14 protein-coding genes, 5 tRNA genes and 1 pseudogene are annotated in these 19,120 nt (G+C 74.7%); 12 read left to right on the top strand and 8 right to left on the bottom strand.

The window, feature by feature from the left end; all coding sequences use genetic code 11:
- Nucleotides 1-392 precede the first annotated feature (392 nt).
- The 8 genes from AB0M03_RS28395 (at nucleotide 393) to AB0M03_RS28430 (ending at nucleotide 11,499) form a co-directional block, all read left to right on the top strand.
- Complete coding sequence (locus AB0M03_RS28395) at nucleotides 393-1,415, top strand: ATP-binding cassette domain-containing protein (RefSeq protein ID WP_363496031.1); 1,023 nt, start codon at nucleotides 393-395, stop codon at nucleotides 1,413-1,415.
- Entirely contained in the window at nucleotides 1,412-2,146 is a 735-nt protein-coding gene (locus AB0M03_RS28400) for a methionine ABC transporter permease (RefSeq protein WP_363496034.1), read from the top strand. The genes AB0M03_RS28395 and AB0M03_RS28400 overlap by 4 nt, the downstream gene beginning before the upstream one ends.
- Before the next feature lie 88 nt (nucleotides 2,147-2,234).
- Nucleotides 2,235-3,071, top strand: a complete 837-nt coding sequence (locus AB0M03_RS28405) for a MetQ/NlpA family ABC transporter substrate-binding protein (RefSeq protein WP_363496036.1) — start codon at nucleotides 2,235-2,237, stop codon at nucleotides 3,069-3,071.
- A 186-nt stretch (nucleotides 3,072-3,257) separates the two neighbouring features.
- Nucleotides 3,258-3,890 (top strand): GNAT family N-acetyltransferase, encoded by a 633-nt coding sequence (locus tag AB0M03_RS28410; protein WP_363496039.1) that lies wholly within the window; start codon nucleotides 3,258-3,260, stop codon nucleotides 3,888-3,890.
- A gap of 135 nt (nucleotides 3,891-4,025) precedes the next feature.
- Entirely contained in the window at nucleotides 4,026-5,276 is a 1,251-nt protein-coding gene (cbiE, locus tag AB0M03_RS28415; protein WP_363496042.1) for a precorrin-6y C5,15-methyltransferase (decarboxylating) subunit CbiE, read from the top strand.
- Nucleotides 5,277-5,639: 363 nt separating this feature from the next.
- Complete coding sequence (gene cobT, locus AB0M03_RS28420; RefSeq protein WP_363496045.1) at nucleotides 5,640-9,242, top strand: nicotinate-nucleotide--dimethylbenzimidazole phosphoribosyltransferase; 3,603 nt, start codon at nucleotides 5,640-5,642, stop codon at nucleotides 9,240-9,242.
- Nucleotides 9,243-9,334: 92 nt separating this feature from the next.
- Nucleotides 9,335-10,570 (top strand): uroporphyrinogen-III C-methyltransferase, encoded by a 1,236-nt coding sequence (gene cobA / locus AB0M03_RS28425; protein WP_363496048.1) that lies wholly within the window; start codon nucleotides 9,335-9,337, stop codon nucleotides 10,568-10,570.
- 116 nt (nucleotides 10,571-10,686) lie between these two features.
- A complete protein-coding gene (locus tag AB0M03_RS28430; RefSeq protein WP_363496051.1) occupies nucleotides 10,687-11,499 on the top strand; it encodes an RNA methyltransferase in 813 nt (270 codons plus the stop codon).
- Between the two features lie 586 nt (nucleotides 11,500-12,085).
- Here the strand turns inward: AB0M03_RS28430 and AB0M03_RS28435 are convergent.
- Nucleotides 12,086-13,369, bottom strand: a pseudogene (locus tag AB0M03_RS28435) (protein kinase); the annotation flags it as partial.
- A gap of 532 nt (nucleotides 13,370-13,901) precedes the next feature.
- Here AB0M03_RS28435 and AB0M03_RS28440 point away from each other — a divergent pair.
- On the top strand, nucleotides 13,902-14,093 hold the full coding sequence (locus AB0M03_RS28440; protein WP_363496054.1) for a hypothetical protein: 192 nt from the start codon (nucleotides 13,902-13,904) through the stop codon (nucleotides 14,091-14,093).
- A 196-nt stretch (nucleotides 14,094-14,289) separates the two neighbouring features.
- Here AB0M03_RS28440 and AB0M03_RS28445 read toward each other — a convergent pair.
- The 5 genes from AB0M03_RS28445 to AB0M03_RS28465 all read right to left on the bottom strand — a co-directional run bounded on the left by AB0M03_RS28445 (nucleotide 14,290) and on the right by AB0M03_RS28465 (nucleotide 14,780).
- Nucleotides 14,290-14,361: transfer RNA gene (locus AB0M03_RS28445), tRNA-Val, on the bottom strand.
- 28 nt (nucleotides 14,362-14,389) lie between these two features.
- A tRNA-Val gene (locus AB0M03_RS28450) sits at nucleotides 14,390-14,461 on the bottom strand.
- A 28-nt stretch (nucleotides 14,462-14,489) separates the two neighbouring features.
- Nucleotides 14,490-14,561 (bottom strand) — tRNA-Val (locus tag AB0M03_RS28455).
- A gap of 33 nt (nucleotides 14,562-14,594) precedes the next feature.
- A tRNA-Cys gene (locus AB0M03_RS28460) sits at nucleotides 14,595-14,668 on the bottom strand.
- A gap of 39 nt (nucleotides 14,669-14,707) precedes the next feature.
- Nucleotides 14,708-14,780, bottom strand: a tRNA-Gly gene (locus AB0M03_RS28465).
- Between the two features lie 319 nt (nucleotides 14,781-15,099).
- On the opposite strand from AB0M03_RS28465, the gene AB0M03_RS28470 reads away from it, so the two are divergent.
- From AB0M03_RS28470 to AB0M03_RS28480, 3 genes are all read left to right on the top strand, one after another.
- Entirely contained in the window at nucleotides 15,100-16,155 is a 1,056-nt protein-coding gene (locus tag AB0M03_RS28470) for a chorismate-binding protein (protein ID WP_363496057.1), read from the top strand.
- Between the two features lie 21 nt (nucleotides 16,156-16,176).
- The gene (locus AB0M03_RS28475; protein ID WP_363496060.1) at nucleotides 16,177-16,992 is read left to right on the top strand and encodes an aminodeoxychorismate lyase; all 816 of its coding nucleotides are present in this window, start codon (nucleotides 16,177-16,179) and stop codon (nucleotides 16,990-16,992) included.
- Nucleotides 16,993-17,085: 93 nt separating this feature from the next.
- Nucleotides 17,086-17,928, top strand: coding sequence for a GNAT family N-acetyltransferase (locus AB0M03_RS28480; RefSeq protein WP_363496063.1), 843 nt, complete (start codon nucleotides 17,086-17,088; stop codon nucleotides 17,926-17,928).
- A 21-nt stretch (nucleotides 17,929-17,949) separates the two neighbouring features.
- Here AB0M03_RS28480 and AB0M03_RS28485 read toward each other — a convergent pair whose 3' ends face one another.
- Both AB0M03_RS28485 and AB0M03_RS28490 read right to left on the bottom strand, forming a co-directional pair.
- Nucleotides 17,950-18,447 (bottom strand): DsbA family protein, encoded by a 498-nt coding sequence (locus tag AB0M03_RS28485; RefSeq protein ID WP_363496066.1) that lies wholly within the window; start codon nucleotides 18,445-18,447, stop codon nucleotides 17,950-17,952.
- A gap of 50 nt (nucleotides 18,448-18,497) precedes the next feature.
- Nucleotides 18,498-19,067, bottom strand: a complete 570-nt coding sequence (locus AB0M03_RS28490; protein ID WP_363496069.1) for a CGNR zinc finger domain-containing protein — start codon at nucleotides 19,065-19,067, stop codon at nucleotides 18,498-18,500.
- Nucleotides 19,068-19,120: the final 53 nt, after the last annotated feature.

Below are 19,120 nucleotides of genomic sequence, written 5' to 3' on the forward strand. Positions count from 1 at the left end.
GTATTTCGGACTCGCCTTCCTGTTTATTGGGATCGTGTCCGAAGGTCTGATTAACTGTCTTCCATGACTGCGACCACGACATGCACCCCCACCGGCACCGTGCCGGGCGGCGAGCGCCGCATGTGCTGTCGCATGTGTCACTGCTGAGGGCCCTCGTCCCCCTCCTCGCGCCCCGAAGCGAGCACCCGCGCCGGCGTCCCGGCGCCCCCACCGCCACAGCTTCACTGACGACCCGTCAGGACCGCGTCCGCGGGCGTCCACCCCGCCCGGCGGCCGCGATCGGCGTACGGCACACATGACACCCCCTCATCAGGCGTGCCCCCGTACGCCGCCGACCGCACCGGTGCGCCCGGCCCACGAGGCCGCCGCCCCCCGACCAACGGAAAGCAGCCGTGATCACCACCCAGGGCCTCACCAAGGTCTACCGCTCACGCGGCAAAGAGGTCACCGCCCTCGACGGCGTCGACCTGCACGTCCGCCCGGGAGAGGTCTACGGAGTCGTCGGCACCAGCGGTGCCGGCAAGTCCACCCTCATCCGCTGCGTGAACATGCTGGAGCGGCCCACCGCAGGCACCGTCACGGTGGACGGCGTCGACCTGACCGCCCTGCCCGGCGGCGACAACCGCGCAGGCCGCGAACTGCGCGAGGCCCGCCGCCGCATCGGCATGGTCTTCCAGCACTTCAACCTGCTCTCCTCGCGGACCGTCCAGCAGAACGTCGAGCTGCCGCTGGAGATCATCGGCCTCGACCGCACCGCACGCCGCCGCAAGGCCGCCGAGCTGCTCGACCTGGTCGGCCTCGCCGACAAGGCCCGCAACCACCCCGCGCAGCTCTCCGGCGGCCAGAAGCAGCGCGTCGGCATCGCCCGCGCCCTGGCCGGCGACCCCAAGGTGCTGCTCTCCGACGAGGCCACCAGCGCCCTCGACCCGGAGACCACCCGTTCGATCCTCGCCCTGCTGCGCGACCTCAACAAGCAGCTCGGCCTGACCGTCCTGCTCATCACGCACGAGATGGACGTCATCAAGTCCGTCTGCGACTCCGCGGCACTGATGCGCGGCGGACGGATCGTCGAGTCCGGTGCGCTCACCGACCTGCTCGCCGACGGCAACTCCCGGATCGCCCGCGACCTCTTCCCGCTCGGCGAGTTCGCCTCCGGCCACAGCGGCCACACCGTCGTCGAGATCACCTTCCAGGGCGACACCCCGGCCCAGCCGTTCGTCTCCCAGCTCGCCCGCACCTACCAGATCGACATCAACATCCTCGGTGCCGCGGTGGAGACCATCGCCGGCCGGATGGTCGGCCGGATGCGCGTCGAACTGCCCGGCGGCCACCAGGACAACGTCGTCCCGATCGGCTTCCTGCGCGAGCAGGGCCTGCAGGTCGACCTCGTCGGCGCCGAGGGGGTGGCGGCATGACCTGGGACCAGATGCAGGAACTCCTGTGGCCCGCCACCTGGGAGACGCTCCAGATGGTCGGCGTCTCCTCGGTCGCCACCGTGCTGCTCGGTCTGCCGCTCGGCGTCCTGCTGGTGCTCACCGACAAGGGCGGGCTGCTCCAGCACGTCCCCTTCAACCGGGTGCTCGGAGCGATCGTCAACATCGGCCGCTCGCTGCCCTTCATCATCCTCATGGTGGCGCTGCAGGGCTTCACCAAGGCGATCGCCGGCACCACCATCGGCTGGCAGGCCGCCACCGTGCCGCTCACCATCGGCGCCGTCCCGTTCTTCGCCCGGCTCGTCGAGACGGCCGTCCGCGAAGTGGACGGCGGCCTGGTCGAGGCCGTCCAGTCCATGGGCGGCTCCACCGGCACCATCGTCCGCAAGACCCTGCTGCCCGAGTCGCTGCCCGCACTGGTGGCCTCCGCCACCACCACGGTCATCGCCCTCATCGGCTACTCCGCGATGGCCGGCGTGGTCGGCGGCGGCGGCCTCGGCGACCTCGCCGTCCGCTACGGCTACCTGCGCTTCGAGACCGGCTTCATGTGGGTGATCATCGCCGAACTCGTCGTCGTCGTCACCGCCATCCAGCTGATCGGCGACTACTCCGTCCGTCGACTGAGCCACCGCGGCGCCGTGCCCCGGCGCTTCCGCCCCGAGGTCGTCGACCTCCCCGGCGAGGAGCAGGCGGAACCCGCCTCCACCCGCTGACCCAGACCGCGGCCGGACACCCCGGCCCGCACCAGGCGGCAGCCACGGCTCCCGCCGACCACCGCACCACCGGAGAAAGGCACTTTTCGTGCGTAACGTCCTGAAGTTCACCAGCGTCCTCGCCACCGCCGGCGTCGCCCTCACCCTCGCCGCCTGCGGCAGCGACAGCTCCGCCCCCGCCGGGGCGAGCGCCGACCCGAACAAGACGCTGACCGTCATCGCCAGCCCCACCCCGCACGCCCAGATCCTCGACTACGTCAAGAAGAACCTCGCCGACAAGGCCGGGCTCAAGCTCGACGTCAAGGTGGTCACCGACTACGTGACCCCCAACACCGCGGTGCAGGACGGCTCGGCCGACGCCAACTACTTCCAGCACGTTCCGTACCTCGAGGACTTCAACAAGAAGAACGGCACGGACATCGTCTCCGTCCAGGCCGTCCACCTGGAGCCCCTCGGCCTCTACTCCAAGAAGGTCAAGTCGGTCGCCGAGCTCAAGGACGGCGCCGAGGTCGGCGTCCCCAACGACGCCACCAACGAGGGCCGCGCGCTCAAGCTGCTCGCCGACAACAACGTCATCACCCTCAAGTCCGGCGCCGGCACCACCGCCACCGTCCAGGACATCGCCACCAACCCCAAGAACCTCAAGTTCAAGGAGCTGGAGGCGGCCCAGCTGCCGCGCTCCCTCGGCGACCTCGACGCCGCCGTCATCAACGGCAACTACGCCCTCGACTCCGGCCTCGAGCCCGCCACCGACGCCATCGTCCTCGAGAAGGCCGAGGGCAACCCCTACGCCAACATCCTCGCCGTCAAGAAGGGCGGCGAGGCCGACCCGCGCGTCCAGAAGCTCGCCGAGCTGCTGCACTCCGCCGAGGTCAAGAAGTACATCGACGAGACCTTCAACGGCTCGGTGATCCCCGCCTTCTGAGCCTGACTGCCCTGGACCGACCGGGCCCCGCCGCACCCGCGGCCGGGGCCCGGTCGCGCAGTATGCGCCCACCACGGCCGTGTCGGCAGCCGATCTGACGGCCCGTCGCCGGAATGCCGGTACCCTGACACGCCCGAAGAGAGGCGGGGCGTACGGTGTGTCCACGACCCGGCGAGGAGAGACGGCATGGCAGCGAGCTTCCCCGAAACAGCCATCAGCACCGAACGGCTGTTGCTGCGCCCGCTCGACGACGGCGACACCGCGGGCCTCACCGCCCTCGCCTCCGACGAGCAGGTGCACACCTGGACGGCCCTCCCCTCGCCGTTCACCGACGCCCACGCCCGGCACCTGATCCGCGTCATCGCTCCCGGCCGCCGCGCCGAGGGCGGCGGCATCGTCTTCGCCGTCGCCGAACACCTCACCCAGCGGCTGGTCGGCCTGGTCGACCTGCGCTCCACCGACTGGCGGCTGCGCTCCACCGAGATCGGCTTCATCACCGCCGCCTGGGCCCGCGGCGAGGGCTACGCCCCCGAGGCCGTCCTCGGCGTCGCCCAGTGGCTCTTCGAGGACCGCGGCTTCCTCCGCCTGGAGATGCGCACCGCCGCCGGCAACATCGCCGCCCAGCAGGTCGCCCAGAAGATCGGTGCGATCAGCGAGGGCGTACTGCGCAGCGCCGGCATAGTCCGCGGCGAGGAGCCCGACCACCGCGGCGCCCCCGACGCGCGCACCGACCTCATCCTGTGGAGCCTCCTCCCCGAGGACCTCGACACCCCGCAGACCGACAGCCGGTCCGAGCAGCGGTACGTCCTGCACGACTGACCGCCACCGGCCACCCGCCCCGCGGGGCGGCGATGCCCGTCCGACAGGCCCCACCCGGTAGCCTCTGCACGTGGACGCGCAGGCGCGCGCCGTCCGCACAGGGGCGGATTTTCGGGCGAGGGAGAACAGCCGCAGATGGCTGACCGGATCACGGTCATCGGGTGGGACGGCACACCGCTCACGGAGGCGGCGGCCGGCGCACTGGCCGGGGCGACCCTGGTCGCGGGGGCGCCGTACCAACTGGCCGCACTGCCGGTCCCGGCCGGCGCCGAACGCATCGCACTCGGCAGCGTCCAGTCCGCCGCCCGGCGGATCGCCGAACACCGCGGCACCGCCGTCGTGGTCGCCGAGGGCGACCCGGGGTTCTTCGGCGTCGTCCGCACCCTCCGCCGGCCCGAGTACGGGCTCGAACTCGAAGTCCTGCCGGCCGTCTCCTCGGTCGCCGCGGCCTTCGCCCGCGCCGGCATGCCCTGGGAGGACGCCCAGGTCGTCTCCGCGCACGGCGGACGGCTGCGCCGCGCGGCCAACGTCTGCCGCGCCCACCCCAAGGTCGCCGTCCTCACCACCGCCGACGCCGGGCCCAGCGAGCTCGCCCTGATGCTCCGCGGCGTCCACCGCACCTTCGTGGTGTGCGAGGCGCTCGGCACCCCCGAGGAGGACGTCACCGTCCTCACCTCCGACCGGGTGCCCGACCACGACTGGCGGGACCCCAGCGTGGTCCTGGTGATCGGCGGCTCCCCGCAGAGCAGCGACGAGCCGGCGGGCTGGCTCGCCGGCCGCCCGGTCGGCTTCCCCGGCGGCGAGCGCAGCTGGGCGCTGCCCGAGGAGGCGTACACCGGCACCGACGCGGAGGGCCGGCCCGTGGACGGCGGGCGCGCGCTGCCCCCGCACGTCCGCGCCCTCGCCCTCGCCCGGCTCGGGCCCGTCCCCGGCGACCTGGTCTGGACGGTCGGCGCCGGCAGCGGCGCCCTCGCCGTCGAGACCGCCCGCTTCGGCGCCGCCGTGGTCGCCGTCGAGGAGGACCGCGCAGCCTGCGCCCGGATCGGCGTCAACGCCCGCCGCTTCGGCGTCGAGGTCGACGTGGTGCAGGGGGCGGGCACGGACGTGCTGGGGGGCCTGCCGGAGCCCGATGCGGTCGCAGTGGAGCACGGGGGCGCACAGGTGGTGCGCGCGGTGCTCGCGCGGCGCCCCGGGCGCCTCGTCGCCGTCGCGCACACCCTCACCGAGGCGGAGGAGATCCAGGAGGCGGCCACCGCCGCCGGATACCGCGTGGACGGTGCACTGCTGCAGTCCACACCGCTCGGCACACGCGCCGGCGGACCGGCCGGACTCGCCCTCGGACAAGGCGCGCAGACGATCGTGCTCTGGGGCGGCCTCGCCCCCTGACGGTCCGTATCCCGGACAACCACGGGTGATCCCCGTCGCATCCGGACACCGATTCGAGAGCCCGTCGGCACCGACCGATAGGGTGGCGTCCTGGTTGCGCACGGCCGTCGGTGCACCGGGCCCATCCGGTACGGACGGTGCCCGTCGACGCGCCGCAACCGCCAGGGGTTGAAGTTCGCGGGCATTCGACGCGGCACCCGCCGGGCCGGGAGAATGCGCTGGGGCCCGACGCGGACGTGCCGGATGCCCCGGCTAGTCGTTATTTCTGATGGCGCGCCACCCGGGACGGGTGGCGGGCAGGGTGGCAGCGGTCGGCGATCGCGTCGCCGAGGGCGCGAAAGCGGCCTGGAAGGAGCTTTGGACATGACCGATGGCGGCCACCTCCCGAGCGATGGCTCTCTCGTACCTCCGGGCGGCCACGGCACGGGTGCACCGGACCACCTGGCCGGCGCGGACCCGCTGACCGCGCCGATCGAGGCCGTCGCGCCCGGCCTGGCAGCGACCGGCGCCGCACCCCTCGGCACCGACGCCTGGCAGGGCGGCCACCGCCCGGCCTTCACCTTCCTCGACCAGCCCGACCAGCTGGACGAGGACGAGGACGAGCTGCTGATGCCCGGCCCGCAGACCGCCTGGGGCGACCCGGTGCACGGCGCCGTCGAGACGGTGATCGTGGACCCGGCGGCCCTCGAGCCGACCGTCGCACCGGTCGCCGGGCCCGCCGTCGAGCAGCCGGTCGCCCAGCCTGCCGCGGACCTGCCCGTGGTGGACACCATGGCCCTGCGCACCGTCGAGGAGAGCGCCGTTCCCGCCGACCTCGCCCCCGCCGCCGGTGCCACGCCCGTGGAGGCCGTCGCCGAGCAGACCCCGGGCGTGCCGGTCGAGCCGTCCTGGCCACCGCTGGCGCCGCCCGGGCTCGGAGCGCCCGAGCAGGCCGTCCAGGAGATGCCGCCCGCCCAGGAGGCGGTGGCCCAGCCGATCGCCGTTCCGGCCTCGGCCCCGGCCGAGCAGCTGACGCAGCCTCAGCCCGTCCGTCGTCCGCTGCACGCCGGCCCGCCGATCCCGGACCCGTCCGTGATGACCGGCCAGGTGCCGGTGCGCTCGCTGGCCGACCGCGGCCCGTCCGCCGCGCCCGTCCCCGGCGGCACCCCCGCCCACGGCGTGCCGATCGTGGTGGTGCCCGCCCCCGTACCGGCCCCGGCCGCCGAGGCCGTCGTCCAACCGCTGCCCGCCGACCGGCCGGCGGAGGCCGTGGTCGTCGAGCAGCCCGTCGTGGAGCAGACCGCCGTGGCCGAGCCCGTCGCGGAGCAGACCGCCGTGGCCGAGCCCGTCGCGGAGCAGGCTCCGGTCGCCGAGGCCCCTGTCGCCGAAGCCGCCCCCGCGGCACCGGTCGTCGTGGAGCAGGTTGCCGTCGCGCCGATCGCGGTGGAACCGGTCGCCGTGGAGCAGGCCGCCGCCGCGCAGCCCGCGCCCGTCGCCATCGCGATGGAACCGGTCCAGGCCGCGCAGCCCGCCGAGGGTGCCCCGGCCGCGATTCCGGCCCAGTCCGGCGGTGCCCCGCGCCGGATCGCCGCCTTCCTGGCCGACCCGGCCCCGCAGCACGGTCTCCCCGAGCCCGTGCCCGCCGCGGCTCCCGTGGCCGCCGCGCCGGAGGCCGTCGAGCAGCAGCCCGTCCAGGAGCAGCCGGTGCAGGAGCAGCCCGCGCCGGTCGAGGAGCCGCAGGCCGCCGTCGAGGCCCCCGCCGCCGACGCCCGGCCCGCCGAGGCCGCCCCGGTCGAGGCCCAGGCCCCCGAGGTGCCCGCCGTCGAGACTCCTGGCGCCGAGACCCCCGCAGCCGCGGCACCCGAGCAGCCCGTCGAGGCCGAGCAGCCCGCCCCGGCCGCCGAGCCCGCCGAGGCCCAGGCCGTGCAGGAGCAGCCCGTCGCCGCCGCGGAGCCGCAGCCGGCCCCCGCGGCAGAAACCGTCCCCGCAGCCGATGCCGAGCAGCCCGCCGCCGAGCCGGCGGAAGCGCCCGAGGCCGTCCCGTCCCCCGAGGAGCAGCCGGTCGCGGCCGCTGCCGAGGCCCCTGCCGCCGAGGCCCTCACCCCCGAGCAGCCCGCCGCCGAACCGCAGCCCGAGACCGCGGCCGGCCCCGAAGCGGCCGCCGCCGAGCCGACCGCGGCCCCCGAGCAGAGCGACGCCGAGCCGGAGGCGCCCGCCGCCGACCCCGAGCGCCCGCCGGCCGCCTCCGGTCTGGACGACGCCGCCCGCGAGGCCGTCCACCAGGTCATCCGGGAGCGCCGGGACATCCGCAACGGCTTCCGCCCGGACCCGATCCCGCACGAGGTGCTGCTCCGCGTCCTGGAGGCGGCCCACACCGCGCCCAGCGTCGGCTACTCGCAGCCCTGGGACTTCGTCGTCATCCGGTCCCGCAAGACCCGCCGGAAGATGCACGAGCTCGCCCAGCGCCAGCGCGACGCCTACGCCGACTCGCTGCCCAAGGGCCGGGCCAAGCAGTTCAAGGAAATCAAGATCGAGGCCATCCTCGACACCCCGGTGAACATCGTGGTCACCGCCGACCGCACCCGCGGCGGCCGCCACACCCTGGGTCGGCACACCCAGCCGCAGATGGCCCCGTACTCGGCCGCCCTGGCCGTCGAGAACCTCTGGCTGGCCGCCCGTGCCGAGGGCCTCGGCGTCGGCTGGGTGAGCTTCTTCGACGAGGACGAGATGGTCCGCGAGCTCGGTCTGCCCGAGCACCTGGAGGTCGTCGCCTACCTGTGCGTCGGCTACGTCGACGCCTTCCCGGACGAGCCCGAGCTGCAGCAGCAGGGCTGGGCCAAGAAGCGCCCGCTGTCCTGGGTCGTCCACGAGGAGCAGTACGGCAACCGCGCGCTGCCCGGTGAGGAGCCGCACAGCCTGCTCGCCGACACCCTGCGCGGCATCCGCCCGCTGGACGCCAAGTCGCTCGGCGACGCCTGGGACCGCCAGAAGCGGATGACCAAGCCGGCCGGCTCGCTCGGCGTGCTGGAGATCATCGCGGCCCAGCTGAGCGGTCTCGCCCGCAAGTGCCCGCCGCCGATCCCGGAGCCCGGCTGCGTGGCGATCTTCGCCGGCGACCACGGTGTGCACGCCCAGGGCGTCACCCCCTGGCCGCAGGAGGTCACCGGCCAGATGGTCGCCAACTTCCTCGCCGGGGGAGCGGTGGTCAACGCCTTCGCCGCCCAGGTCGGCGCCGAGGTCTGCGTGGTCGACGTCGGCGTCAAGGCCGACCTGCCGGACGCCATCCAGCAGGGCCGCACCACCGGTCTGCTGCCGCGCAAGGTCAAGCCCGGCACCGACGACATGACCCAGGGCCCGGCGATGAGCCGGGAGGAAGCCGTCCAGGCGATCGAGGTCGGCATCGAGACCGCCCGCGACCTGGTCGCGGCCGGCAACAAGGTACTGATCACCGGTGACATGGGCATCGCCAACACCACCGCCTCCGCCGCCCTGATCTCCGTCTTCACCGGCACCGACCCGGCCGAGGTCACCGGCCGCGGCACCGGCATCGACGACGCCACCCACGCCCGCAAGGTCGAGGTCGTCCGTGCCGCCCTCGCCCTGCACCAGCCGGACCCGGCCGACCCGATCGGCGTCCTCGCCGCCGTCGGCGGCCTGGAGCACGCCGCGATCGCCGGCTTCCTGCTCGGCGCCGCGTCGCTGCGCACCCCGGTCATCCTGGACGGCGTCATCGCCGGCTCCGCCGCGCTGGTCGCCAAGGCCATCGCCCCGGAGGCGCTCGCCGCCTGCATCGCCGGCCACCGCTCCGCCGAGCCCGGCCACCAGGCCGCGCTCGCCAAGCTCGGCCTGCGCCCGCTGATCGACCTGGACCTGCGCCTCGGCGAGGGCACCGGGGCGCTGCTCGCGCTCCCGCTGGTGCAGAGCGCCGCCCGCGCGATGCACGATGTAGCCACCTTCGACTCCGCCGGGGTCACCGAGAAGGCATGAGCCGTCCGGCTCCTCCCGCACCGGCCCGAGGGCGCGCCGGTGCGGGAGGGGTTCGCCGCACCCGTCACGCCCCCCACCCAGGAGCCCTGCCCATGAACGCGCCCGCACCCCACCCCAGCACCGAGGGCCTGACCCCGTACCCGGTCGGCCTGCTGCTCGCAGGCCGCCGCGTGGTCGTCGTCGGCGGCGGCCAGGTCGCCCAGCGCCGGCTGCCCGCCCTCATCGCCTCCGGCGCCGACATCCACCTGATATCGCCGTCCACCACGCCGGCCGTGCACGCCATGGCCGACGCGGGCGAGATCACCTGGCACGAGCGCCGCTACACCGAGGGCGACCTCGCCGACACCTGGTACGCGCTCGTCGCCACCGACGACCCCGAGGTCAACACCGCCGTCTCCGCCGAGGCCGAGCGGCAGCGGGTGTTCTGCGCCCGCAGCGACGACGCCTCGGCCGCCACCGCCTGGACCCCGGCCAGCGGCCGCGACGGCGGCGCCACCGTCGCCGTCCTCACCGGCGACCCGCGGCACTCCGCGGCCCTGCGCAACGCCATCGTGGACGGCCTCCGGGACGGCTCCCTCGCCGCCCGCCAGTACCGTGAGCGCACCCCCGGCGTCGCCCTGGTCGGCGGCGGCCCCGGCGACCCGGATCTGATCACCGTCCGCGGCCGCCGCCTGCTCGCCGACGCCGACGTGGTGGTCGCCGACCGCCTCGCCCCGCGCGAGCTGCTCGCCGAGCTCCCGCCGCACGTCGAGGTGATCGACGCCTCCAAGATCCCCTACGGCCGCTACATGGCCCAGGAGGCGATCAACCAGACCCTCATCGACCACGCCAAGGCCGGCAAGTTCGTGGTCCGCCTCAAGGGCGGCGACCCGTACGTCTTCGGCCGCGGCGGCGAGGAGCTGCTCGCCTGCGCCGAGGCCGGACTGCCGGTCACCGTCGTCCCCGGCATCTCCAGCTCGATCAGCGTCCCGGCGGCCGCCGGCATCCCGGTCACCCACCGCGGCATGACCCACGAGTTCACCGTGATCTCCGGCCACGTCGGCCCGGACGAGCGCTCCCTCACCAACTGGGACGCCGTCGCCCGGATGACCGGCACCCTGGTGCTGCTGATGGCGGTCGACAAGATCGGCGCGATCGCCGCCAAGCTCGTCGAGTGCGGCCGCCCGGCCGACACCCCCGTCGCCGTCGTCCAGGAGGGCACCACCGCCGGCCAGCGCCGCGTCGACGCCACCCTCGCGACCGTGGGCGCCACCGTCGCCGCCGAAGGCATCAAGCCCCCCGCCGTCATCGTCATCGGCGACGTCGTCAACGTCCTCGCCCCGCAGTAGACACACCCGGGGCGCGGGAAACCCGGGATCGGCCGCCCTCCTGGCGGCCGCCCGGTTCCCCGGCCCCCGCCCCGCCGGTTTGGCCCCGCCCCGTCCCACCCGGCAGGATCGTCCCCGTGTCCGAACCCCGCACCGTCACCGACCCCGCCGACCCCTGCCTCGGCGACTACACCGACCTCACCGACGTCGAACTCCGCCGCCGCCGCGAACCCGCCGAGGGCCTCTTCATCGCCGAGGGCGAGAAGGTCATCCGCCGGGCCGTCGACGCGGGGTTCCGGATGCGGTCGATGCTCCTCACCCCCAAGTGGCTGGACGTCATGGGCGACGTCATCGCCGCCACCGACGCCCCCGTCCACGTGGTGGAGCCCGCCCTCGCCGAGCAGGTGACCGGCTACCACGTGCACCGCGGCGCCCTCGCCTCGATGGAGCGCCGCCCGCTGCCCCCGGCCGCCGACCTCCTCCCCGGCGCCCGCCGGGTCGCGGTCTTCGAGGACATCGTCGACCACGCCAACATCGGTGCGGCGTTCCGCAACGCGGCCGCCCTCGGCGTCGACGCCGTCCTGCTCACCCCGCGCTGCGCCGACCCGTTCTACCGGCGGTCGGTGAAGGTCTCGATGGGGGCGGTCTTCCAGGTGCCGTGGACGCGCCTGGAGTCCTGGCCGGTGGACATCGGGACGCTCCGCTCGGCGGGCTTCACCGTCGCCGCCCTGTGCCTGAGCGACAAGGCGATCTCCCTGGACGAGCTGGCCGCGCGCAACGACGGGAAGCTGGCCCTGGTCTTCGGCACCGAGGGAGACGGGATCGCCCCCAGGACGCTCGCCGCGGCCGACGACCACGTCCGCATCCCCATGGACGCCGGCGTCGACTCCCTCAACGTGGCGGCCGCCTCGGCCGTGGCCTTCTACGCCACCCGCCCCAGGAACCCCTGAAACACCCCGGGTCCGGGGGTCAGCGACTGCCGCCGGACACCCCGGCCCCCGGCCAGGACTCCTCCAGCCCGCCGTCCGCCCGCGCGGTGTACCGGGTGGAGGAGGTGGCGCCGGTCAGCGAGACCTTCTCCTCGCGGACGAGGGCCCCGTTCTCGAGGCGCCAGGCGGCCGCGGCCAGCGGGTCCGCCGCGGAGGCACGGGAGGAGACCAGGACGGGCACGTCGGCGGTGAACCCGAACAGCTCGACCAGGTCGACCGGGACGGAGCCCTCGGTCCGCCGCAGCACCACGAGGGCTGCCGGCGCGTCCCGGTAGCGGGTGGGCAGGACGGTGCTGAGCGCGATCTGCGCGCCGTCGCCGCCGGCCCGCCCGTCGCGCAGCTGGATCTCGGGCCCGCCGGCGGGGTCGGCGTAGCCGCGGTTGGCCCAGTCGACGGCCGGCAGCTTCCCGGCGGCCGGGCCGAAGCCGGTGGCCGTTCCCCCGCTCTGCGCGGCCGGGGTGGCACCGTCCAGGGAGAGCGCCGGGGCGGAAGATGCCACGGCGGGGGAGGACGGGGCGGCCGGGCCGCGTCCCTGGCTGCTGCGGTTCTCGCAGCCCTGGGCGGTCGCGATGGCGAGGGCCACGCCGAGGGTGACGGTGACGAAGACGACCAGGCGCTGGCGCAGCAGCCGGCGCCGGGAGTCCGCCGAGGTGCGGCCGGGCACGGGCGTGTGCTGGCGGTCCCGCGGGCGGCCGGGAGCCGGGGTGCGGTGCCGTTCCCGCAGGGTGTCGTGGGTGTCCGGCTGCGGCATGGCGGCCGTCGACGGCTGCCCGGGAGCGCGTCCGGGCCTGCCGTTCGGCACCGGCCGCCTTCCGGCACCGGAGGTGGGCCCGCCACCCCGCCCGGGGTGCGCCGAGCCCGGTCCGGGCCCGGGGCGCTGCCCCTGGCCGGAAGCATGCCCGTGCCCCGACGGATGCCCCTGCGCGGCAGCAGGCGTCTGCCCCGATGCGTGCCCCTGCCCGGTGGCGCCCTGCGGCACCGGCCCGCGCGAGCGCCCGCCGCCGAGCAGGGTGCCCCGCGCGGCCAGTTCGGTCAGCCGCTCGTGCAGGGCGGCCGCCGCGGGCCGCTCCGCCGGCTCCTTGGCCAGGCAGGCGCGGACCAGCGGCGCGAGCACCGGCGGCACGGCGGACAGGTCCGGCTCCTCGTGCACCACGCGGTAGAGCATCACCTCGGAGGAGGCGCCGGAGCCGAACGGCGACTCCCCGGTCAGTGCGAACGCCAGGGTCGCGCCGAAGGCGAAGACGTCGGTGGCCGGGGTCACCGCCGCCCCGCGCACCTGCTCGGGCGCGAGGAAGCCGGGCGATCCGACCGCGGTGCCGACGTGGGTGAGCGTGGAGGCGCCGCGGGACCAGGCGATGCCGAAGTCGATGATCCGCGGACCGCGCGGCGACAGCAGGATGTTGGAGGGCTTGAGGTCGCGGTGGACGACCCCGGCCTCGTGCACCTTGACCAGCCCGTCGGCGAGCGCGGCACCGATCCGGGCGGCCTCCGGCCAGGGCAGCGCGCCCTCGTCGGTGACCCGCTTGTACAGCGAGGGCCCGGGGACGTAGGCGGTGGCGAGCCAGGGCCGGTCGGCCTCCAGGTCGGAGCCGACCACGCGGGCGGTGCAGCCGCCGCGGATGCGGGAGGCCGCGGCCACCTCGCGGGCGAACCGGGTGCGGAACTCGGCGTCCCCGGCCAGCTCGGTGCGGATCAGCTTGAGGGCGACCTTCTGGCCCTTGCGGTCGGAGCCCAGGTAGACCACGCCCATGCCGCCGGCGCCCAGCCGCCGGTGCAGTCGGAACGGTCCGACGATGCGGGGGTCCTCACGCCTCAGCCGCATCATCGCCATACTCGTCCCCGTCAGCCCGTGGAGTGAGGCCCCGTCGAATGGGCCGTCGTCAGATCCTGTCCGGGACAGCTTACGGACTGGCCGCAGTGCTGCGCTGACACGCAACACCCCGAGGGGCGGTCGGATTGTCCGATCTCCGCCGGACGGGCCCGGCGGGGTACCCGGACGATCCTTCCCGCGGGCGTGCCCGACGCACGCGAACGGCCGGGTCGGCCCGGCCTGCGCAGGCCTTCCGGGAGCGGCTCCCGCCCGCTGCCGAGAGCCCCCTCCGGGTGGGTCTCAGGGTTGCCTCGGGGATGTGATCGGTTTCGTCTCCCCCTCCAGTAGTAGGCGGCGCGGCGCGGCCTCCTCCTCCGGGAGGCCCGGAGAACCGTGCGCGGGCATGACGCCCCGGAACGCGGCGCCGCCTAACGTTGATCTCAACGGCGGGCCGCTACTCGTCCCCCGAGGTCCCGGCCCGCCGTTCCGACCACCCACCCGCCCTGCGCGCGGCCCCGCGGCCGCTCCGGGCGACGAGCAGGAGCAGACGACCATGGCCACGCAGATCACCGGCACCGGGCGCCGCCGCCGGCCGTTCGGCGGCCAGTCGCCCACCGGCGACAGGCACCCCGCGGTGGCGCTGGCCATCGCCGTGCCGTGCGCGGTGCTGCTGCTGGCGCTCTTCGGCGGATGGGAACAACTGGCGACACAGGCCAAGGCCGTCGCCGATCTGATCGGGCGCTGACCCCAGGGGAGGGGTCCGCGCCGGCCGGGCACGGCACCGCAGGACACGTGGACGGGACATGCGGTGCAACCCCGGCAGGAGGAGGGGCCGGGTGCGCGACGCCGGTGAGGGCGTGCGTACCCGGCACCTGCTTTTCCGTACAGGCAGCACACGACGAAGGCCGCGGTCCTGGTGGACCGCGGCCTTCGATCTTCGGTGCGCGATACTGGGATTGAACCAGTGACCCCTACCGTGTCAAGGTAGTGCTCTCCCGCTGAGCTAATCGCGCCGGGTTGTCAAGTCCCGAAGGACCCGAGTGCGCGATACTGGGATTGAACCAGTGACCCCTACCGTGTCAAGGTAGTGCTCTCCCGCTGAGCTAATCGCGCTGGGATGCCGATCCCCGAAGGGTTCGAGTGCGCGATACTGGGATTGAACCAGTGACCCCTACCGTGTCAAGGTAGTGCTCTCCCGCTGAGCTAATCGCGCGGGGAGGGCTCCCGGCGAACCGGGGGCACCTCTTGGAGGTGGAGACGGGATTTGAACCCGTGTACACGGCTTTGCAGGCCGTTGCCTCGCCTCTCGGCCACTCCACCAGGCAACTTCGGAGAACGATCTTACCCTGTTCTCCATCGAGCGGACGACGAGATTCGAACTCGCGACCCTCACCTTGGCAAGGTGATGCTCTACCAACTGAGCCACGTCCGCCTGTCTCCCGGCTGCTTCCCCGCTTTTCTTCGGTTCCGCGTCCCGGCGACGTGTTGAACTCTAGCGGATTCCCGGGCCAGCTAAAAATCCGTTCCCGCAGCGTGGCGCGGGGGTGGCCGGAAGATGGTGCTCCGTCAGCCGTCCGGGCGGCTCGCGGGGGGTCTGCGAGCGCCCGCCGGGCGGGGCCGGGGCGCAGGTCCGGGGGTCCGCCCGCGGCGGTCCGCACGGGCGCCCGACCTACACTTCTGGGACCGATACCCCCACCTTCACACCCGCGCGACACCCGCGCGGAGCAGCACCGAGCCCGCGCAGGAGAACCGTGTCCGGCCGCACCGCACCCCTCAGTCCCGACCAGCCGATCGCCCGCTTCGGCGGCCGCCTCGCCACCGGGCTGCGCGAGGTCGCCTCGGACCCGGCGGCCCTCGAGCGCGGTGGCTTCTGGGCGGTCGCGTACGACTTCGAGGGGCGCCTCACCTGCGCCCGGTTCGACGAGGTGCGCCCCGACCCGGTGCCCCCGGCCACCGACCGGTGGCTCGGCCCGGCACCCGCGGACTGGCGCAGCTCCCTCGACCGCGGGGCGTACACCGCCGGCGTCCGGCGCATCCGCGAGCACATCGCGGCCGGCGAGGTCTACCAGGCGAACCTCTGTCGGGTGCTCTCCGCACCGCTGCCCGACCCGGCGCGCTGCGACATCGACGCGCTGACCGGCCTGCTCGCCCGCGGCAACCCCGCCCCGTACGCAGGAACGATCCGGCTGCCCGAGCACGGTGTGGAGATCGCCACCGCCTCGCCCGAGCTCTACCTGCGCCGCACCGGCCGCACCGTCTCCTCCGGCCCGATCAAGGGCACCGGCCGCACCGAGGCCGACCTGCTGGAGAAGGACCACGCCGAGAACGTGATGATCGTCGACCTGGTCCGCAACGACCTCGGCCGGGTCTGCGAGACCGGCAGCGTCACCGTGCCCGACCTGTGCGCGGTGGAGAAGCACCCCGGCCTGGTCCACCTCGTCTCCACCGTCGAGGGACGGCTGCGGGCGGGCGCCGGCTGGCCGGAGCTGCTGGCCGCCACCTTCCCGCCCGGGTCCGTCACCGGCGCGCCCAAGTCCAGTGCACTGCGGATCATCGAGGCCCTGGAGACCGCCCCGCGCGGCCCCTACTGCGGCGCCGTCGGCTGGGTGGACGCCGACCGCGGCGAGGCCGAACTCGCCGTCGGCATCCGGACCTTCTGGATCGACCGGACGACCGGCGCGCCCGTCCTGCGGTTCGGCACCGGCGCCGGCATCACCTGGGGCTCCGACCCGGACCGCGAGTGGGACGAGACCGAGCTCAAGGCCGCCCGCCTGGTCGCGATAGCGTCGGGCACCAGCACCCACTGAAAACCCCAGGAGCAGCCCTCGATGATCTGGGTCAACGGAAACCTCGTGGACGACGGTGCCGCCGCCGTCTCCGTCCTCGACCACGGCCTCACGGTCGGCGACGGAGTCTTCGAGACGGTCAAGGCCGTCGACGGCCGGGCGTTCGCACTCACCCGCCACCTCGACCGGCTCACCCGCTCCGCCCGCGGCCTCGGCCTCGCCGACCCGGACCACGACACCGTCCGGGAGGCCTGCGCCGCGGTCCTCGAGGCCAACCCGATGCCGCTCGGACGGATGCGCATCACCTACACCGGCGGCATTTCCCCGCTCGGCTCCGAGCGCGGCGAGGACACCCCCACACTGGTGGTCGCCCTCGGTTCGGCCAAGCCGCGCCCCGACACCACCGCCGTCCTCACCGTCCCGTGGCGCCGCAACGAGCACAGCGCCGTCGCCGGCCTCAAGACCACCTCGTACGCCGAGAACGTCGTCGCCCTGGCCGCCGCCCACCGGGCCGGCGCCTCCGAGGCGCTGTTCGCCAACACCGCCGGCCGGCTCTGCGAGGGCACCGGCTCCAACGTGTTCGTCGTCCTCGGCGGCCGACTGCTCACCCCGCGCCTGGACTCGGGTTGCCTGGCCGGCATCACCAGGCGGCTCGTCGTCGAGTGGAGCGGAGCGGAGGAGGCCGACCTCCCGTTCGAGGCGCTCCTCGACGCCGAGGAGGTCTTCCTGACCTCCACCCTCCGCGACGTCCAGGGCGTGCACCGGGTCGACGACCGCGAGCTGCCCGCCCCCGGCCCGGTCACCCTGAAGGCGATGGCCCAGTTCGCCGAGCGCAGCGGGGACGACCTCGACCCCTGAGCCGGCCCCGGCTCCCGAGCCGGCATCGACGCCGACGCCTGCGGGTCCGCCCCGCAGGCGTAGCGCCGCCACCGCCTGGGCAGGGGAGCCGGTATGACGACCACGCTGCGCCCCGGGGGCGCCGAGGAGCCCCTGGCCGGCGGCGGCCGCACCCGCCGCTGGCAGATCTGCGTCAACGGACGGCCGGTCGGCGGGCTGCGCACCACGGCGCTGCCGCGCGGCGACGAGTGGTGGGGCGAGATCTCCGAACTGGAGGTCGCCGAGGGGCGCCGCCGGGGCCGTGGCACGGTCGGCGCGCTGGCCGCGGAGGAGGTGCTGCGCGGCTGGGGCTGCAGCCGGATCGACGTCACCGTCCCGGCGGAGGCCCGGGAGGCCCTTACCCTGGCCGGCACCCTCGGCTACACCGAGCGGATGCGGAACCTGGCCAAGCACCTGGACCGGCCGCCGGAGCTGCCCGACGGGCTGACGCTGCGCCCGATCGGCCGGGCCGAGTTCCCCGAGTGGCTGGCCGGTGCCAGATCCGGGTACCTGCACGACCTGCTGGGCTCCGGGCTCACCGAGCGCCAGGCCGTCGCCAAGGCGGACGCCGACCACCGCCAGGTCCTCCCGCAGGGCCCTGACACCCCGGGCGCCGCGCTGCGCCGGCTCACCGACGCGGACGGCAGCGATCTCGGCAGCCTCTGGCTGCACCTGCGCCAGGACCTCCTGCCGGACGGCAGCCCGCTCGCCTGGGTGATGGTGGTGGAGGTCGCCCGGGCCCACCGGGGCAGGGGCCACGGCCGCACCCTGATGCTGGCCGCCGAGCGGGAGTGCCTGGCCCACGGCGTGCACGACCTGGGCCTCAACGTGTTCAGCCGGAACACGGTGGCGACGGCCCTGTACGACTCGCTCGGCTACCGGGTCACCCGGCGGACCCTCGGCAAACAGCTGCTGTGAGGGCCGCCGGACGGGAGGGGCTCAGCCCCGGTTCTTCTCGATCAGTTCGACGATCCGTGCGCGCAGCCCGGCCTGGCTCTTGCCGCCGTCCAGGCGCTGCCCGGCGATCACGTAGGTCGGCGTGCCGCTGACGCCGATGGCCTTGCCCTCGGCCTGGTCGGCGTCGACCAGCAGGGTGTGCCGCCCGTCGACGAGGGCGGTGTCGATCTCGTCGGCGTCCAGACCGAGCTCGCCGGCGACCGCCAGCAGCACCTTCTCGCCGTCCCGGGCGAGATCCTCCGTACGCTCCAGCAGCGCCTCGACGTAGGGCCAGCCGCTGCCCTGCGCGAACGCCTCCTCGGCGGCCTGCGCGGCCGCGTACGCGTGCTTGTTCTTCTCCAGCGGGAAGTGCCGGAGCTCGATGCGGAGCTCGTCGCCGTAGCCGGCGCGCAGGGCCCGGACGTCGTCCAGGGCGGTGCGGCAGTCGGGGCACTGGAGGTCGCACCAGAACTCGAGGCGGGGGAGGGAGGCGTCGGTCATGCCCCCAGTGTTCCATCCGGCGGACGGTCGGCGTTCCGTCCGGTGGGCGGTCAGCCCGTCGTGACGGCCTCCGCCGAGCGCTGCCGGGCACGGTACGCGGCGACGTGCAGCCGGTTGCCGCAGGTGCGGCTGTCGCAGTAGCGGCGCGAGCGGTTGCGGGAGAGGTCGACGAAGACGCGCTCGCAGTCCGGCGCCTCGCAGCGGCGCAGCCGCTCCCGCTCGCCGGCCATCACGATGAAGGCCAGCGCCATGCCGAGCTCGGCCGCGAGGTGGTCGCCGATCGCCGCGTGCGGGGCGAAGTAGTGGATGTGCCAGTCGTGGTGGTCGTGGTTGGTCAGCCGCGGCGTCGTGCCGGCCGCTGCGACCACGGCGTTCACCAGCTCGGCGGCCTCCTCGGTGGAGCGGGCCGAGAACACCTCGCGCAGTCGGCCGCGCAGCGCCTGGACGGCGGCGAGGTCGGCGCCGGTCAGCGAGTCGATCTCGCTGATCTCCTGCTTCACCACGAAGGCGTCGAGGGCGGCCGTGTCCGGCAGCTGCTCCGAGCCGCACGCCTCCGGGGCGGTGTTGAGCAGCTCGACCAGAATGCTCAGCGCGCACTCGGTGTCATGGGTGATCAGCACGTGGGGCTCCTCGCGCGGCGGGGGCGCACCCGCCCCTCGTCGGTCGTCACCCG

Source organism: Kitasatospora sp. NPDC051914 (genome assembly GCF_040680995.1).
GTDB lineage: Bacteria > Actinomycetota > Actinomycetes > Streptomycetales > Streptomycetaceae > Kitasatospora.

Bases quoted from the DNA above. Each gene is read 5' to 3' on its own strand.
- AB0M03_RS28475 (WP_363496060.1), top strand. From the start codon at position 16,177: ATGATCTGGGTCAACGGAAACCTCGTGGACGACGGTGCCGCCGCCGTC.
- AB0M03_RS28440 (WP_363496054.1), top strand. From the start codon at position 13,902: ATGGCCACGCAGATCACCGGCACCGGGCGCCGCCGCCGGCCGTTCGGC.
- cbiE (WP_363496042.1), top strand. From the start codon at position 4,026: ATGGCTGACCGGATCACGGTCATCGGGTGGGACGGCACACCGCTCACG.
- cobT (WP_363496045.1), top strand. From the start codon at position 5,640: ATGACCGATGGCGGCCACCTCCCGAGCGATGGCTCTCTCGTACCTCCG.
- AB0M03_RS28400 (WP_363496034.1), top strand. From the start codon at position 1,412: ATGACCTGGGACCAGATGCAGGAACTCCTGTGGCCCGCCACCTGGGAG.
- AB0M03_RS28480 (WP_363496063.1), top strand. From the start codon at position 17,086: ATGACGACCACGCTGCGCCCCGGGGGCGCCGAGGAGCCCCTGGCCGGC.
- AB0M03_RS28410 (WP_363496039.1), top strand. From the start codon at position 3,258: ATGGCAGCGAGCTTCCCCGAAACAGCCATCAGCACCGAACGGCTGTTG.
- AB0M03_RS28485 (WP_363496066.1), bottom strand. From the start codon at position 18,447: ATGACCGACGCCTCCCTCCCCCGCCTCGAGTTCTGGTGCGACCTCCAG.
- cobA (WP_363496048.1), top strand. From the start codon at position 9,335: ATGAACGCGCCCGCACCCCACCCCAGCACCGAGGGCCTGACCCCGTAC.